Source organism: Rothia mucilaginosa ATCC 25296, from assembly GCF_000175615.1.
In the GTDB taxonomy this organism is placed as follows: domain Bacteria; phylum Actinomycetota; class Actinomycetes; order Actinomycetales; family Micrococcaceae; genus Rothia; species Rothia mucilaginosa.
The window spans coordinates 38,918-56,351 of record NZ_ACVO01000009.1 but is presented as its reverse complement, the minus strand read 5'-3'; the positions used below and the strand labels follow the sequence as shown (position 1 = coordinate 56,351).

Sequence of the window (17,434 nt, the reverse complement as noted above, 5' to 3'; positions counted from 1 at the left end):
GTGTTGGCGGCTATATTGGCGGCTAGGAATGAGGAGGACGCGGTGAGCGAGTCGGTACAGCACCCCGATAAGAGCGGGGTGGAGGAACACCCCTCTCGGGAGGCCCAGTCTTCGGGTACGGTCACCCGCTACCAGTCCCTGGCGCTTTTGGGTTCGTCCCTGTTGGCGGCGGTCTCCACGCTGTTGGTGACCATGATTGCTCAGCGTGCCCTGAACGGTTCGGAGCTGACGGAGTTCCTGCTGTTCTGGGCGGCGCTTTTCACTGTGACGGGTATTATCACGGGTATTCAGCCGGAGATTACGCGCGCGGTGGGTACGGCACGCACCCGTGCTGTAGCTGACAGGGCTTTAGCTAACAGGGCTGCATCTGCTGAGGGTTCCGCGCCGCAGGGCGCCCGCGTGGTTACGGTGACCGCGGCTCTGGGTGCTATCGCTGGTGCGCTGGTGTTGGTGAGCTCCCCTCTGTGGGCGGGCCAGCAGATTCCGCATTCGGCGGCGGTGGGCGTGACCGTTATGGCGGTGGGCGTGTTCCTCTACGCCCTGCAGGCGACTATGAGCGGTGTGACCGCCGGTGAGGACCGCTGGTACCTTTTTGCGGCGGTGGGTGGTCTGGAATCTGCCGGGCGCCTCATCCTCATGCTTGCGGCTGCGCTCATGATTCCTTCCCTTGCCGGTCTTGAGGTGGCAACCGTCGTGCCGATGGGTCTGTGGCTCATCCTGGCGTTCGTGACCGTCTCGGGTCGCCGCCTGTGGGTCGCTCGTGCCGATGTACCCGCGGGGCGCCTGATAACCAATATTCTCTGGTCGTTCCTGTCCTCTGCCGCCGCGGCGGTGCTGATGATGGGCTTCCCGAACGTGCTGAAGGCGAGCGGCGCCGCGGAGAGCGAGCCAGTCGTGTTGGGCACCCTGATCCTGGCGATTTCCATTACCCGTTCGCCGATCATGATTCCCCTGCAGGCGTTCCAGGGTGTGGCGGTTTCTGCCTTCTTGAAGCAGCGCCACCGCCCCGTAGCGGCGTTCATTAAGCCTGCCGCCGCAGTGGTGGCTGTGGGTGCTGTGGGCGCGTTGGCGGCGTACCTGGTGGGTCCGCTGCTGTTCCGCCTGATTTACCCGCCTGCCGCAGGTGCAGAGTCCGCGTACGAGGCGGCAGCCTCCGGCATCACCCTGGGTGCGCTGGTCTTCGCCTCGGCACTGCTGGCGCTCATGACCCTCTCGGGCAATATGGCGCTCGCGGTGAACCAGCACCGCATCTACCTCGCCGGTTGGGTGGTTGCCGCGGCGGTGACCTTGAGCTTGGCGTTCCTGATTCCCGCGCCGCTGGTGCCGCGCGCTATTGTGGCGTTGGCGGTCGGCCCGGTCTGCGGCTTCGTGGTGCACATGGTTGGCGTGGCTTTGGCATCCCGCACGGAAGAAGCTCACGCCGAGTAGCTTAAAAACCTCTGCTTAAAAACCTCTGCTTAAAAACCTATGGGAGGGGCACGTACATGATGTACGTGCCCCTCCCAACGTTTAAACCTGGTAAGCGGCTCACCGCTAGGGAATCAGCCACTTGCGGACCGGCGGAATCCAGCGCAGCAGCCACACCAGAATCAGCGAAGAAGCCCACACCAGCAGCGCGTAGGGTGCCTCCAGGCGGTAATCCACCAGCGGCCAACCGTAGGCGGCGAGGCCCTGAATAATCAGCAGGTGAATCAGGTACACACCAAAAGTCAGAGCCGACAGCTTACGCAGACCCGTCTGAACCGCCTCCGGCAGGCGATTCAGCGGCAGAGATTTGAAGAACACGAACACCGCCGCGGCCCAGAAAATCGTCGGAACAGACAGGTACTCGGTCGCCAAACCGCCCAGGCCCGGGTGGTTCAGTACCAGGTACGGGCCCACCAGAATATGCGCCAGAGAACCGGCAATACCCAGCACATAAATCACCAGACGCCACGGCAGGCTAAACTCCGTATTCGCCAATGCATAACCCAAGAAGCAGAAGCCCACATACCCCACGATGGGTGCCGAGAACTCCGGCATAAACTGCGGATTAATCTTCTGCAGGGTAGCAGTCGCAATGGGCATCAGCAGACCCAGCGCAGCCATCAGCCACGCCAGCTGCACCTTCTTCTCACCGGCACCACGCAGGGCGTACGAGAAGATCGGCAACACCAGGTACACGCCGATGAGCGCCTCCAAATACCAGAGGGTCACACCCACCTTGTTCGGCGCCAACAGCACCGCCAGAATCTCCTCACCCGTAGGCAGGGGAGTGTGCTTAAACCAGCTGCGCGCAAAGAGATACACCTGACCCCACACCAGCAGCGGAATCAGAATCTTCGTGAAACGCTTCTTATAGAACGTGCCGACGCTCTCACGGTTCGTGAAATTCAGCAGGGTAATGCCCGAGGCCATGAAGAAAAGCGGCACAGCCGCAACCGCGGTACCCGAAAGAATGTTCTCGAGAACCCAGCCGGGCGAATCGTAATCCACCCGATAGTTGAACCGCACATGCAACGCCACCACGAAGATAATGGCAAGAACATTAATAAGGTCCAGGTACACCTTTCGCGCGGGCTTAGGGCGCGCGGCAGGCACCTGAGACTCAGGCTGAGCATCCGCAGGTTGAGAAGACGCCACCTGCGCCGATGCAGGTTTGGAGGACATGAAAATCCGCTCCAATCAATGTGTGTGAGTGTGATGGGTACAAGCACCCGAATTCTAAAGGTTATAGACCCGCTTAACGTACGCGCCGTACAGCAGACGGTACAGCGGCATGCTAGTCTTCAACAGCAGACCCGCCGCACCAAACACCGGGCGGATGCGCAACGCAAGCAGCGCATCGCTCACCGTAAAACCGGCACGGCAACCCGCCAGCACAGCCGGTGCGCTCTCACCGCCCACAATCAGCGCCTGCTGCGCGTTATTCAGGTACGCAATAACCCGGGCAATCGTCAGCGCCTCCTGACCGGCAAGCAGATGATACGTGCTCGTACGCTGCAGAGACTTCTCAAAATACTCCAGCAGGCGGCGAGTCTCAGACAGGGGAGTAATACGGCTCCACGTCAGGCTTCCCGCGCTCACCGCGTACGCGTACAGCGGCTCGTCAATGACGGTCACGCTCTGTGCTCGTAGGTAGCAGTCCAATAGCGCACACTCATCCTCGGCTCGTTCAATCTGCGGGTATCGAACACCTTCAAATAGTTCGCGGCGAATAATCTTATCCCAAGCGTAAGGAGACAGCTCATCCTTAAGCAGGGCGAACGCCGCCTCCTGACCGGTCAGCGTGCCGGGGGCACCCTTCAGGCGCTGCGTAGTCGAACCGTCGGTCGCCACCATGTTGTGGGCGCAATTGACCACCTGCGCCCCCGTACGCTCCGCGTGGTGGTGCAGGCGCTCCAGGAAAATCGGGTAGAGAGCATCATCAGAATCGGGGAACGTCACCCAATCGCCACGCGCCTCATCCAGGCCCTGGTTACGCATCGCGGACAGGCCCTGATTCTTGGGGTTATTGAACACGCGCACGCGCTCATCCGGGTTCTGCTGCAGATAGTCGGCAATCAGTTGCGCCGAATGATCCGGGGAGCCGTCAATCATGACCAGAAGCTCAAAATTGGGGTCGGTCTGCGCCAGCACCGACTTAATCGCCGCAATGACGGTGGAAGCGGTGTTGTAGACCGGCATAATGATGCTCGTGCGAGGGATGGCAGACATGAAAGACAGGAACCTTTAAGAACGGGGCTAATAAGAACTGTGATGATAAAAACGCTGAGGGGTTACATGCCGTAGGCGCGGCGAACGTACGCGCCGTACAGGGTGCGGTACAGGGCGGGGGAGAGCTTCAACAGCAGGCTCGCCGCACCCACCACCGGGCTAGAACGTAGCGCCGGCACAACCCAACCCCACTCGATTTGGCGGCGGCACTCGCGGATTACCGCGTCCGAGTCGGCGCTATCGCTCATGAGCGCCTGCTGGGCATTATTCAGGTAGGTCACCGCAGAAGAAATCGCCATCGCCTGCTGACCCTCCTTCGAGGAGAGCAGGGGTGCACCCGCTTCACGCATGTAGCGGGTGTGGCGGATACTTTCCTCCACCGGGGTCACGCGGCCCCACGTCAGACCCTCAGAGCCCATGTGGTACAGGTACAGGCAGTCCGGGATAACCTCAAGCTTCTGCGCCTGCATGAGGCACTCAAAGACCGCGAGGGCATCCTCGGCGCGGTGAATATCGGTTGCGAAACGTACCGAAGAGAAGAGCGAAGCGCGGAAAATTTTATCGTGCACAAAACCCGTAAAACGGTTCAGCAGATAGTTGATGGCAATATCGCGACCCGTGTACGTACCGGGCGCATCCTGCGGGCGGTCCATCGTGGAGCCGTCGGCGCGGGCAATGGTGTGACCGCAGGTTGCCACATCCGCGCCGTTACGTGCCGCCGCGGCGTGTAGGCGCTCCAGGAACTCGGGGCGGTACGTGTCATCAGAGTCAATGAACGTAATCCACTCGCCGCGCGCCTCATCCAGACCCTGGTTGCGTGCTGCAGACACGCCGGCGTTCTGCTCATTGTCGAACAGACGGATGCGGGGGTCGGGGGTGTTCTGCAGGAACTCGCGAATCACCTTCGAGGAACAATCCGGGGAGCCGTCAACTACTACCAGCAACTCAAAATCGGGGTCGGTCTGCGCCAGAACGGACTCCATCGCGGCGATGACAGTGTCAGCCGTGTTGTAGACCGGCATGATGATGCTGGTGCGGGGTGACGGCATAGTACCTCTTCGAAATGCAGCGGATGGAACTATATACAGGTACATCATACGGTGGGGGCGGTGGGGAATCGAAATATGTTCCACCACCCCCACGATATATGACGGACCTACTGGTGGGGAGGAATATGCGTAGTATTGTGGGGCTTGCGAGTATGGTCGGTGTTAGCCCAAGCCATCCACAAACCCCAGAGGGCTATCGCGAGACCAGCCCACACACTTGCCTGCTCCTGCGTAAGGATTCCGTATGTCTGCAGGACGGCAGTGGTAGCTGGAATAACCGCGTACAGCTGCTTACGCCATCCTGGACGGTGTCTAAGCATGGCGCTTTGACTTTGCGAGCTTCTCGATATCTTCAATACGCTTAGCAATGAGAATCACCTGATGATCGAACCATTCCACAACGGTTCGAGTGTTGACAGTAGCGTTGCCAAATTTAGCAACCGCAAGATTACCTTCTCGAACAAAAGGCTCGTTGTACACATCGGTTAGGGCTCGATGCGCTGCGCGGTAGGCGGATGCTTCAGAAATAGGTGCCATGATAATCTCCTTGGCGGTTGGGCGGCTATGATGGCCGCGGTTTAACAGAAAACCCCGCCAGGATAAACCCGACGGGGTGAACTACAGCAGTGAAATAACAGCTTCCTGCGGTAGCTTTATCTGCCCGGGAAAATGATGTAATCCTACTGGAACGGTTACCTATTTTCACAGGCAGAAGTTTAATACGGACGGTATCAGTCCTGGCTATGAAGTAATAGGGCTAAGGCCTTCATACCTTCTAACCCTTCCCACATAGCAGAGCAAGAACGACAAGATGCCCTTTCAGCGGTGTAATACAGTGCAGATCGGCGTATTGATGTTGAGCCGTCGCAGCTTGTTTTCATGACTTCCTGCTCCCCGCAGTTAGGACAAAATCCCTGCAAATCATGACTGGGATGGCGCAACGCAACAATGGCCCGAATCCAACTGGTCGTCGTTGCTAACGCCTCATCATGAAGCTCCTGATGTAGGTGATTGCGAATCCACGCAGAAACCTGATTTTTCAGCGGTGCACCTGGGAATGAGCGCATTACAACGGAACGAATAGACTCTTGAATTTCTAATGCATTAGCAGAAATAGGTATGCGACATCCAAAGCGGCTGGCGCTGGATGCTCCTCCGGTACGTGAACCACCGGCGACATAATCTGCCAACTCGTCCAATAATGCCTGGTGGCGTGGAATACGGAACTTTGTGCGATGTAGACATTGACGGTCTGCATCCTTCACTGGCGTGCCCACAGTTAGAGCGATTAGATGCTGCTGCAGTTGCTCGCCAGACGAAATGGTAGCCATATGATGTAGCCTCTCTGCTAAATGAGTGAATTATTGATATCCGCTACAGTGCGGAAGGTGCGTGAACCATAGTGTTGGCTCTACAAAGAGTTGCCCTGCTTCTGCTTCTTGGCAGCGAAGTTGAAGCACGGGACAGACGCTTTCTCCGTGCGTGTAGGAATGATGCTAAACCAGCATCATGAACGGCCCATTCATCCTGTCCGTTCTTCTTGCCGATTGGAGCTTCAGTATCCTGGTGCGCATTCTGTCGCTTCAGTTGCCGGTAGTGCTTGCGGCATAAGGGATGCCCGGCATGTCGAGAATCCTCATCTATTGGCTTCTCGCAACGCGTGCAATGAGAAAGCGGAAGAAAAAGAACCGGATTTGCTCGCGAAGGGTAAATTCGCTGCTTTGAAGTTCGTCGAGCTCTAGGATTGACAGGAAGATAGACCCGCGGTGAATCAAGAGGAACGGTACCTTCTGGCGCGTGGATACATGCACGGCAGATGGAATAGATGGGATTCCACTGATTCTCTATTACGAGCGGTTGCCCGTAGTTCTCCGGGCGTACACTACTTGCCGGTAGAGAGAGACCTGCCGTACGCCAACACCGAGGGCATATTGAATGCCCCTGCATTAGATAGGGACTATCGTGCGTCTGTATAGCACGGCGCCGCGCCTGGCAGGTGCGGCAGTCCTCTCTATAGGAACTGGTTGGCTCCCTGCATCCTGCGCAGGGACGGGGTAGGTGTTTCATGGTTTCTCCTGAATACTATGCCTAGTCAAAAGAGTAAACAGATACTTTTCAATGTTCTAAATCGCCCTTTAATATTTAGGTTAGGGGGGGGGTGTACTTGAAGGTAGATGAGGCTATTTAATTCGTAAATCAACTTATATTGGTTTATTTATCGATAAATATTCATTAGGTGAAATTTTGTGATTTATTGAATGCGTTATATTTAAAGTTTTATGGGTGTTTGGGGCAGGGTCTAGAGACCCTCCCCCAAACACCCTGATGGTTATCTCTTTGGTTTCAGTAGATAAATCTAACTAGAGCGCACGCACAGCTTTTTCTGCATCATCGAGACGCTGCTGAAGGTACAACATGGAGTTGTCGAACCAGTGGATTACGCCGCGCAGGCCGACAGTGGCATTGCCATAGCGAGCCTTAGCGAGGTCGCCCTGGCGAACAAAAGGCTCATTAAAAATTGCATTCATCGCATTCTTAGCTGCGCGATAGATAACCTCTTCTTCGTTCACTTCTGCAGGGGGACGATAAATCGTGATTGCAGGAGAACCGTTATACACCCAAATCGTGTCGTGCGGATTGATGGAAATGCCATTGTGGCCAGCGTTGCAATGGATAATCGTGTCGTGGTCATCATAGAAAATGCCGGTGTGACCAGCTGCGCCGTTGGTGTATCCACGGCGACCCCAAATAAACACGTCGCCACGTCGTGCCGGGTAATTACCCGATGCATCCGGTCGAACCTGAGTCCAGCCGTTACTCTCCAAATCGTGGAAAAGCGTTTCGGTATTACCGATGGCAATATTCTGCGGGAGTAGGCCAGCATCTCGCAGTGCAAAGTAAACCGCAGATGAGCAGTCATAAGAATGCGGGCCAGTTCGATAATTCATCGAATAGGTCACCTTGCCCTTACGCTGCTCCATCCATGCAATCGCCTGATCAATCTTGGCCATAATAAAATCCTTTCGGAAAGGCAGTAGCCCCGCACTATGAACCTCCCGGGAAGTCCATAGTTCGGGGCTACCGCAAATGAATTGGACACTAAAAACGCCGACCAGCTTTATCTTGGTCGGCGTGACTGCTCGGTAGGCACACTCCTGCCGAGGTGATATTCACTTTACGTGGGTTGGAGTGCGAAAGTCCTGTTGCGCATTTTTGAAATTACAAATTTCTTTATCGCTTATGAACTGACTGGGGTTGGAGCTGGAGGTGTCCGTCCGCTATTGCTACTTCAAACCCTGGGAACTTAGGTAACCCTATGGAAAATGGGTGGGGTGCTCCCTACACTGGAAGGGCACATTGACAAACCGCACGGGCCGCCCACACCACGGCCCCGACCCTCCCAACGGGTATAGCACCGAAGGAGCCACCCATGAGCCGACGCACCGACGCGCCCGCCCGATCACCACGACGAGCCGCCCTCGCCAGCTGGATAGGCTCCGCCCTCGAATACTACGACTTCGCCGTCTACGGCACCGCCGCCGCAATCGTGCTCAACCGCATCTTCTTCCCCGAAGACACCGCCGCCATCGGCATCCTCAAGTCCATGGTGGTTGTGGGCGTCGCCTACGTTGTGCGCCCCTTCGGCGCCATGATCGTTGGGCCCCTCGGTGACCGCTACGGCCGCCGATTCGTCCTGATGCTCACGCTCTTCCTGATGGGCTTTGCCACCTTCGCAATCGGTTGCCTGCCGACCTACAGCGAGGCGGGTATCCTCGCCCCCACCCTGCTGGTCATCTGCCGCATGATTCAGGGCCTCTCCGCCGCCGGTGAGCAGGCAAGCTCCATCTCCATCTCCCTGGAGCACGCCAACGAGCATCAGCGCGCCTTCACGACCAGCTGGACCCTGCAAGGCACCCAGTTCGGCTCGCTACTGGCAACCGCCGTGTTCATTCCCTTCGCCGCACTGCCGGACGAGCACCTGCTCAGCTGGGGCTGGCGCGTACCCTTCTGGCTCTCCGCCTTTGTGGTGGTGACCGCCTGGCTGATTCGCCGCACCCTCTCCGAGCCGCCCGCCTACCTGCAGCGCGAAAAGCTTACCGAGTCCCCGCTCATGCTGGTCTTCAAGCACTACAAGCGCGCCGTACTCACTATTGCCGTGTGCGCCATGGTCAACACCGTGAACATGGTCTTCACGACCTTCGCGCTTTCCTTCGCCACCAAGGGTTACGGCCTTGACCGCAGCACCATGCTGCTGGTGCCGGTCGCCTCCAACACTCTCGGCCTGATTGCGATTCCGCTCGCCGCCATGCTTGCCGACCGGATCGGTCGTAAGCCCGTGTTCATTACCGGTGCGGTTGCTTCGTCCCTGGTGATGTTCCCGTACCTCGGCGCGATTACCGAGGGTAACTGGGTGGGTATCTTCGCCTACGGCGTGCTCATGCACGGTGCGCTGTACTCCATGGCGAACGGCGTGTGGCCCGCCTTCTATGCGGAGATGTTCCCGACTCGCGTGCGCGTGACCGGCCTGGCGCTGGGTACCCAGATTGGCTTCGCAATTTCTGGAGGCGTCGCCCCCGCCGTGGCGACGAGCCTCGCCGGTGCCGACCTGCATAACGCGGTGCTGCCCGCCGTGTTCACGGTCGCCATGTGCGTGCTCGTGGCGTTGGGTGCGCTGACGGCTCGTGAAGGGTACAAGAAGTCCCTTGCGGAACTGGACGTATAGCCCGCACAATATATTCCGTATATAGAATAAATACAGGTGGGGCTGGATAGTTAGCTATCCATCCCCACCTGCGTGTTTAACCTTCTAAGCCCCCTGCTGAGCCGCAATCAGCGTCTCAAAATGCGCCGCCATACGCTCAGCGTTCGGTTCCAGCCCGGTGAAGAGGCGGAACGCATCCACCGCTTGACCCACCGCCATGTAGCCGCCCGTTAGCACCTCGCATCCGGCGGTACGCGCCGCGCGCACCAGCTGCGTCTGTTGCGGCAGATAGATGACGTCCGCAACCCACAGGCCTTCACGCAACACCCCGGCACTCAGTGCCGATTCACTCAACGGCATACCCGGATGCACGTGCATGCCCACCGGGGTTGCGTTCACCAAACCCTGAGCTTGTAGTAGAGCTTCAATCAAGTGCTCGTCGTCGCTCAGCACCTCGATTCGGGTCTGCGGGAAGAGCCCACCGAGCTGCTCCGCAAGCTCCTGCGCCTTCGCCGCGTCACGCTCGAAGAGGCTCAGGCGGCGCACCCCCAGACGGCACAGTGCGTACGCTGTGGCGCTACCGGCACCGCCGGCACCCAGCTGCACCACGTGCTCCAGGCGCGCCGGATTCTCCGCCACCTGTGGCAGGCCGCGCTTCAATCCCGCGATGAACCCGGAGTAGTCCGTGTTATCGCCGTAGAAGCTGCCGTCCTCGCGAATCACCACGCAATTGACCGCACCCAGGGCACGTGCCGCATCCGAAAGCTCGTGCAGGTGCTCCATGACCGACTGCTTGCACGGGTGCGTGATGTTGAAAGCGTTAAAGCCGAGTAGCGCCGCCGCATCCAGTAGCGCCGGGGCGGAGGCGCCATCCAGGTTCAGGGCGTCCAGGTCGACGGGGCGGTACAGGTAGCGCACCCCGTGCGCGTCCGCCTCTGCCTCGTGCATGGGAGGGGTCAGGGAGGAGGTGATGCCGTCACCAATGAGGCCCACCAGGAAAGATTCAGTACGCAAACTCATAGTTTCACTGTACGTGTCCGCCTCGTAAGATGCACCTACTTTCTTGAACCCGTACCAAATGCGCGCTGGAGTTGGGAAGAAGATAAAAATAATTTCTACGCCCACAAGAGCGATATGTCTGACAGAAACACCTCGAAGGTATAAGCTTGGTATAAGTGCTCGCGCGCCACGGCGCGCACATGAGACCACACAGACACCGTCACAGTGAAGTGATACCGATATTCGGAGGATAGATTGTCAATGACTGACAAGGCTATGGCACACTTCGCTGGCGCCGATGCATGGGTCGAGCAGTATTTCCTGAACAGCCCCGAAGATGAGCGTGAAGAGTTCACCCCGGCAGAGTTAGAGGATTTGGCTCGCACCCACCGTGCGCTGGCTCAAATCCGCCTGCCCAAGACCCCTGTCGTTGCCGCACGCAACGACGAGTACAACACCACCCTGTACGTCGCGACCGACGACATGCCGCACATCGTCAGCTCCCTGACCGCATGCCTTGCCACGCACTTTGGTGGTTTCGTCACCATTCTTCACCCTACCTTCCTCGCTGAACGCGGCCCGGACGGTACCCTCCTGAGCCTGCGCGGCACCGGCATGCGCGGCAACCTTGCCAGCGGTGATACCGCCACTCTTGGCGTGCCCTCCCTCAAGCTCAGCGAGAACGCCCCGGCGGGTACCAATGTCGCTATTGAATCCTGGATTGCGGTTCGCCTGACCCGCTACCTCACTGAGGAAGAGCAGCGCCGCTGCGAGAAGGAAGTTGAGCGCGTCCTCGCTGACGTTCGCGCCTGCCACACCGACCTGGATGCCATGGTCGCCCGCGTTTTCGACCTGGCGCAGTCCATGTACGACCTGCGCGGCGCAACCCTGGGTCATGGTGAGGAATCCTATGCCGCCAACCCGCGCGGTGTGGAGCCTGCATCCCGTGTGGAGGTGGCACAGGACTTCCTGCGCTGGCTGACCCGCGGCAACTTCGTGTTCATGGGTGTTAAGGAGCGTGTGCTGGACGGCACCTCCGGCGCTATTTCGCTGGTGGACCGCCCCGGTTCGGCGCTCGGTATTCTGCGCACCACGGAGGGTAGGAGCCGCATCCCCCTTTCGGGTGAGACCCTGGAGCGTGCCCTGTTCCCGCGCCCCCTGTACATCACGAAGGCGAATTCCCGCTCCACTGTCGCACGGAACGACTACCTGGACTACATTGGTGTGCGCCGCTTCGACCTGAACGGCCGCGTGATTGGTGAGTACGTCATTCTGGGCCTGTTCACCCGCCAGGCGTACGCACTGCCCGCTATTGAGACTCCGCTGGTGCGTGAGCGTATCGCGATGGTGCGCCGCCGCCTCGGCTACCACCCCGGTTCTTACTCTGACAAGGCGCTTCTGGGTGCCTTGGAAGATTACCCGCGCCTGGAGCTGCTGCACGCTTCCGCTAATGATCTGACCGATACGTTCGGCGGCATCATGGGCTTGGAGGAGCGCCGCAAGACCCGCCTGTTCCTGCGCGCAGACCAGTTCAACCGGTTTATTTCCGCTGTGGTGTACCTGCCTCGGGACCGCTACAACACGAACGTGTGTGCGCGAATCCAGCGGGTGTTCCAACAGGAATTTGATCTTAGTGCCATCGACCATGAGGTGTACCTGTCCTCCTCATCGTTGGCGCGCCTATTTTTCCGCATTCGGCTCACCAACCCCAACGATGTGCCGAAGACGGATCATCAAGCTCTCGAAAAGCGACTGCAAGAAGCCGCCCGCTCCTGGGTGGAAGCAACCGCAGCTGCTATTGAGGCATGGAAACCCGGAGCGGCAGGCCGCCGACTCGCATCAGCCTGGGCAGATGCGACTAGTGTAGCCTACCGAGCCGATTACACAGTAGAACAAGCAATCGAGGATATCGTGATTCTTGAATCTCTCTCGGGCCAGAAGCCCGCCGCAATCAAGGTTGAAGCCGGCGAAGCCAACACCACCCGACTGAAGACCTACCTGTCCGCACCTCACACCCTCACCGAGCTTCTGCCGGTTATGCAGAATATGGGCCTGGTCGTTGTTGATCAGAAGCCCTACGAGTTCAAGCCTGAGGATGGCGAAGACTACGGCTACCTCTACGACTTCGGAGTTGAATTCCCCGAGGGCGTGGACGCAAACGCTGTGGCTTCCCTGTACGAGGATGCCCTGAACGCCTACCTGCTCGGTGAGCGCGAGTCCGATACCCTGGACCGCCTGATCCTGGCTGAGGGCCTGACCTGGCAGGAAGTACGTCTGTTCCGTGCCCTGAACCACTACCTGATTCAGCTGGGCCTGGGCTACACCCCGTCCTTCATGTCGAACACCCTGCTCGCAAACCCGGCCATCACCAAGCACCTGGTCGAGTTCTTCGAGGTCAGCTTCGACCCGAACAACGGTCTCAACGATGAGCAGCGCAACGCACGCCGTGACGAAATCGAAGCAGCCCTGGTTGAGGAACTGAACCAGATCCCCACCCTGGACGCTGACCGCTACCTGCGCTCCCTCGGCAAGGTCATCCGCGCTATCCTGCGCACCAACGCATACCTTGCTGACCGCCCCGCACTCGCGTTCAAGGTGGCACCGCAGGAGATTGACTTCGCACCCCTGCCCCGCCCCAAGTTCGAGATTTTCGTCTACTCCCCGCGCGTTGAGGGTGTTCACCTGCGCTTCGGTAGCGTCGCACGTGGTGGCCTGCGCTGGTCGGATCGCCGTGACGACTTCCGCACCGAGGTGCTCGGCCTGGTCAAGGCCCAGATGGTGAAGAACGCCGTCATTATCCCCACCGGCGCGAAGGGTGGCTTCTACCCCAAGCAGCTGCCCGACCCCGCAGTGGATCGTGACGCATGGATCACCGAGGGCCGCGAGTCCTACAAGGTCTTCATCGGCTCCCTGCTGGACGTCACCGACAACCTTGCGGTTGGCACCGACGGCTCCGAGACCGTTGTCCGCCCCGAGGGTGTTGTAGCACGCGACGCTGACGACTACTACCTGGTGGTTGCAGCGGATAAGGGCACCGCAGCATTCTCCGACACCGCAAACGCAATCAGCCTGGAGCGCGGCTTCTGGCTGGGCGACGCCTTCGCATCCGGCGGCTCCGTCGGTTACGACCACAAGGCTATGGGCATCACCGCACGTGGTGCATGGGAGTCCGTCAAGCGTCACTTCGCTGAGCTCGGCCACGACGCTCAGACCGAAGAGTTCACCGCAGTCGGCATCGGCGACATGTCCGGTGACGTTTTCGGTAACGGTCTGCTCCGCTCCAAGGCAACCCGCCTGGTCGCAGCATTCGACCACCGCGACATCTTCCTGGACCCGAACCCGAACGCGGCAGTGTCCTTCGACGAGCGTCAGCGCCTGTACAACCTGCCCCGTTCCTCCTGGCAGGACTACAACCGCGACCTGATTTCCGCCGGTGGTGGCGTGTACTCTCGCGGTCTGAAGTCCATCGAGATCACCCCCGAGGTGCGCGAGGTTCTGGGCCTGGATGAGTCCGTCACCGAGCTGGCACCGACCGAGCTGATTTCCGCAATCCTCAAGGCACCGGTCGACCTGATCTACAACGGCGGTATCGGTACCTACGTGAAGGCATCCACCGAGACCAACGCACAGGTTGGCGACAAGGCTAACGACGCACTGCGCGTCAACGGCAAGGACCTGCGCGCCAAGATTGTTGGCGAGGGCGGTAACCTCGGCTTCACCCAGCTGGGTCGTATTGAGGCTGCGCTCAACGGCGTTATCCTCAACACCGACGCAATCGACAACTCCGCAGGTGTGGAAACCAGTGACCGTGAGGTCAACATCAAGATTCTGGTGGACCGCCTCGTGGCACACGGCGAGCTGTCCAGCGAAGAGCGTGCTTCCTTCATCGAGTCCCTGCAGGACGAGGTCGGCGGCAAGGTCCTCGAGACCAACGTTGAGCAGAACGTTCTGCTGCAGGGTGAGTTCCACGGCTCCTTCCTGGGCACCAACCTGTACAAGCGCCTCATGCACGACCTGGAAGAGCACGCCGGCCTGAACCGCGCCGTCGAGTTCCTGCCCACCGACGAGGAGCTGGACGAGCGTCTGGAGACCACTGGCGACCGCCTGACCCGCCCCGAGCTGTCCGTCCTGGCTGCGTACGTGAAGATTTACCTCACCCACGCACTGGAGCAGACCGACTTCGCGGACGACCCCTACCTGGAAGGCGTTCTGCGCAGCTACTTCCCGGCAGCACTGGTCGAGCGTTTCGGTCAGCACCTGGACTCGCACCCGCTGCGTAAGGAAATCATCTGCACCCGCGTCGCTAACGAGCTGGTCAACATCGGCGGTATCACCTTCGCATACCGCGTGATGGAGGAGTTCAACGTCGGTATCGATTCCGTCGCACGCGCCTTCATCGTCGCTCGCGAGCTCTTCGAGCTGGGCACCGCAGCTAAGCTGCACCGCGAACTGCCCCCGAAGACCCCGCTGGATGCATGGTTCACCGTTCTGCGCGACAACCAGCGCGTTCTGGATCGTGCTGTCCGCTGGTTCATCACCGAGCGTGGCGTGGTTGCTGGCACCAGCATCTCTGAGCTGCTGGAGACCTTCGGCTCCGTCGTCGAGATGCGCCACAACCTGCCCGAGTACCTCTCCGGCACCTCCCGCGAGCGTGTTCGTGCAAAGCGCGACGCAGGCGAGGCATGGGGTCTGCCCGAGGAACTCATCGTCATCTGGATCCGCGGTTTCGAGGGCTACGCCCTGCTGGACGTCATCCGTTCGGCACGCGACCACGACTTCGAGGCAACCTCGCTGGCACCGGTCTACTTCGCAACCTACGACCGCTTCAAGGTGGACGAGCTGCTCGGCCTCATCTCCGACCTGCCCCGCAGCGACCGCTGGGAGATCCTGGCACGTCAGGCACTGCGCGGCAGCCTCTACGAGACCGCTGCAGGTCTGGCACTGTCCGTGGCAGAGGGCGCGAAGGGTGACTTCTCCACCGTGGACGGTGCGCAGAAGGCACTGGCTACCTGGATTGAAGAGCACCCGACCCGCGTGGGTAACATCGACCGCATCCTGAAGGAGATTGGCGAGGCCGCTCTGGACGTCACCGGTCACCCGCGTCTGGCTGTAGTGTCCGTGGCACTGCGTACTCTCTCGAGTGCATCCTAAATAGCTAAGGCCCGTTAGGGTCGCTTAGAGCATCCCGGTTTCCTCCCGGTGGGAGGGGCCGGGATGCTTTTGCGCAGGGACACATGGTGCATGCACAGGTAGTGCGGGGGATCCTTGGTTAGGTGAACCTTGTGCCGGTGTGCCAGCGCGTCAGCACCTCGCGTGGAGCACCCAAATCAAGGTTGTTGCACCCCGCGTATATTGCATAGAATATTGCTCTCACTAGATGTTTTGCATTCTTGTGTGACGCGCATTATATGGGTGTGTCCTAAATCCCTCCAAATATCAAGTAGAGGGTTAAGGAAACCAAAGGTTTTAGTTGATATATGCCGTATATTGATTCACGGCGGCATCAGCGCAAGCCATGGGGACCCGGCACTTCTCGGTACGACGACTCTTTCCCCTGGCGCGTCACACGGTGCTGTTCAAACACACTGCCCCTAATCTTTACGATTATCGACTGAAAGTCTGCAAGATTGTCTACCAACCACGGTACTGAGGAAAAAAGCAACAGCGCATGGCGCCTCCTCATTAACTTTCTGCTTTACGTCTCTCCGGTCGCCCTGCTGACCACCGTCTTCCCCATGGTCACCCCGACCATTAACCGGTACAACCTTGATGGTGTACCCCTGATTCAGGTGATTCTGGCGGCGTCCATTACCGTTCCTTGGCTCAGCCAGGCAGCCTGCCTGCCCCTTTACCGTGCTATCCAGATGGAGCACAAGAAGATTGCGGACGCCCGCGAAGGCCTGCGTATTCACGCTGAAACCCTTGAGCACCAGCTCAAGCGTGCCGAAGCACGAGCCGTACGCGCACGCATGTCCGAGCCGCAGTTCCAGGACATTACCGACCTGACCGCGTTCACCCGCAACTGGCTCTATCTCTTCTTCATGACCATGCCGCTGGTGCTGCTCTTCGCAATTCCGGTCGCCCTCGTTCTTCACTGGAGCCCGACTGCATTCGGTGCGTTCTTCGTCCTGGGCGTTCTCAACATTGCGTTCGCGCAGCTGCTGGTCATCCCGAACCTCGCGAAGAACCGCATCATCTGGTTCATCGCGTGGCTTGGCTACACTCTTGCCTTGTACTGCTACCCCGTCATCTGGTTCCTGCCGCCGCTGGTTGGTTCGCTCATCCTGCTTGTGAGCCTCGGTAAGGACCTGGTGCACCTGCTGCACTTCGCGCGCATCCCGCTCAAGGACATTGCACTCGACGCCCTGCGCGGCTTCTTCACCGGCTCCATCATCTGGGCTGATAAGTACATGCTCTTCCTGGTCACCGGCGGTGAAATCAACGTCGTGGCAATCTACCTGAGCCTGATCCCCTGCGTTATCGCCTACAACTACTTCTTCGTGGTGGAGGCAGACCGCGTCAACGCAAGCATCCAGCACCTGTGGACCATCTTCGACCGCCTGCCCTACAAGGGTGTTCAGGCGGAGTCTTCGAAGGCTCTGCGCACCTCTAACCACGCTATCCGCAACTCCCTGCTGATTTACATCGCCAGCGCTATCGTCACCGGCATCCTGATGTTCATCTTCCTGCCGCAGTCCTACCCGCTGGCGCTCTCCGGCCTGGTCGTGGCGTTCCTCTTCGTTGCAGTGGCACTGCTGGTTTACCAGATCGAGTACATGACCATGTACGTCACCGTGCAGCTGCTCTCCGCAGCGCACCTGGTGCTGCTCTTCATCTCCTTCATGATTCTGCCCAACGAGACCGGCTACCTGCCCATCATCGTGGGCGAGACAGTGCTCGCCTTCGCATGCTACCGCGTCTACCGTCAGGCGTGGGCTGCACCCGAGTACTCCCTCTTCTGGCGTCGAGCCCTCGCCTGGTAAGAACC

Annotated in this window: 12 protein-coding genes; 4 read left to right on the top strand and 8 right to left on the bottom strand. The window is 59.2% G+C overall.

The genetic code is table 11. The features are described 5' to 3' along the window. The first annotated feature begins 42 nt into the window (after positions 1–42). Positions 43–1,428 carry a hypothetical protein gene (locus tag ROTMU0001_RS02550; protein WP_005507974.1) on the top strand — a complete coding sequence of 462 codons (1,386 nt, stop codon included), beginning with the start codon at positions 43–45 and terminating at the stop codon, positions 1,426–1,428. A 105-nt stretch (positions 1,429–1,533) separates the two neighbouring features. Here the strand turns inward: ROTMU0001_RS02550 and ROTMU0001_RS02545 are convergent, their stop codons facing one another. The 7 genes from ROTMU0001_RS02545 to ROTMU0001_RS02520 all read right to left on the bottom strand — a co-directional run bounded on the left by ROTMU0001_RS02545 (position 1,534) and on the right by ROTMU0001_RS02520 (position 7,756). Further along, entirely contained in the window at positions 1,534–2,649 is a 1,116-nt protein-coding gene (locus ROTMU0001_RS02545) for an acyltransferase (RefSeq protein WP_005507973.1), read from the bottom strand. 54 nt (positions 2,650–2,703) lie between these two features. Next, on the bottom strand, positions 2,704–3,696 hold the full coding sequence (locus ROTMU0001_RS02540; RefSeq protein WP_005507972.1) for a glycosyltransferase family 2 protein: 993 nt from the start codon (positions 3,694–3,696) through the stop codon (positions 2,704–2,706). A 62-nt stretch (positions 3,697–3,758) separates the two neighbouring features. Continuing rightward, on the bottom strand, positions 3,759–4,745 hold the full coding sequence (locus tag ROTMU0001_RS02535) for a glycosyltransferase family 2 protein (protein ID WP_005507971.1): 987 nt from the start codon (positions 4,743–4,745) through the stop codon (positions 3,759–3,761). A gap of 107 nt (positions 4,746–4,852) precedes the next feature. Continuing rightward, a complete protein-coding gene (locus tag ROTMU0001_RS09285; protein ID WP_422662553.1) occupies positions 4,853–5,065 on the bottom strand; it encodes a phage holin in 213 nt (70 codons plus the stop codon). Beyond that, positions 5,058–5,282 (bottom strand): hypothetical protein, encoded by a 225-nt coding sequence (locus tag ROTMU0001_RS02530; RefSeq protein ID WP_005507970.1) that lies wholly within the window; start codon positions 5,280–5,282, stop codon positions 5,058–5,060. The genes ROTMU0001_RS09285 and ROTMU0001_RS02530 overlap by 8 nt, the downstream gene beginning before the upstream one ends. A 194-nt stretch (positions 5,283–5,476) precedes the next feature. Continuing rightward, positions 5,477–6,076: a DUF7340 domain-containing protein gene (locus ROTMU0001_RS09085; protein ID WP_155115034.1), complete on the bottom strand. Its 600-nt coding sequence runs from the start codon at positions 6,074–6,076 to the stop codon at positions 5,477–5,479. A gap of 1,029 nt (positions 6,077–7,105) precedes the next feature. Continuing rightward, positions 7,106–7,756 (bottom strand): peptidoglycan amidohydrolase family protein, encoded by a 651-nt coding sequence (locus ROTMU0001_RS02520; RefSeq protein WP_005507969.1) that lies wholly within the window; start codon positions 7,754–7,756, stop codon positions 7,106–7,108. Positions 7,757–8,175: 419 nt separating this feature from the next. Here ROTMU0001_RS02520 and ROTMU0001_RS02515 point away from each other — a divergent pair, with 419 nt between their 5' ends. Then, positions 8,176–9,468, top strand: coding sequence for an MFS transporter (locus tag ROTMU0001_RS02515; RefSeq protein ID WP_005507968.1), 1,293 nt, complete (start codon positions 8,176–8,178; stop codon positions 9,466–9,468). An 84-nt stretch (positions 9,469–9,552) separates the two neighbouring features. On the opposite strand, the gene ROTMU0001_RS02510 is transcribed toward ROTMU0001_RS02515, so the two are convergent. After that, on the bottom strand, positions 9,553–10,467 hold the full coding sequence (locus ROTMU0001_RS02510; protein ID WP_044142254.1) for a shikimate dehydrogenase: 915 nt from the start codon (positions 10,465–10,467) through the stop codon (positions 9,553–9,555). Positions 10,468–10,707: 240 nt separating this feature from the next. Between ROTMU0001_RS02510 and ROTMU0001_RS02505 the strand changes: the two genes are divergently transcribed. Continuing rightward, positions 10,708–15,597: an NAD-glutamate dehydrogenase gene (locus ROTMU0001_RS02505; RefSeq protein WP_005507966.1), complete on the top strand. Its 4,890-nt coding sequence runs from the start codon at positions 10,708–10,710 to the stop codon at positions 15,595–15,597. A gap of 476 nt (positions 15,598–16,073) precedes the next feature. Continuing rightward, positions 16,074–17,429 carry a hypothetical protein gene (locus ROTMU0001_RS02500; protein ID WP_005507965.1) on the top strand — a complete coding sequence of 452 codons (1,356 nt, stop codon included), beginning with the start codon at positions 16,074–16,076 and terminating at the stop codon, positions 17,427–17,429. Positions 17,430–17,434: the final 5 nt, after the last annotated feature.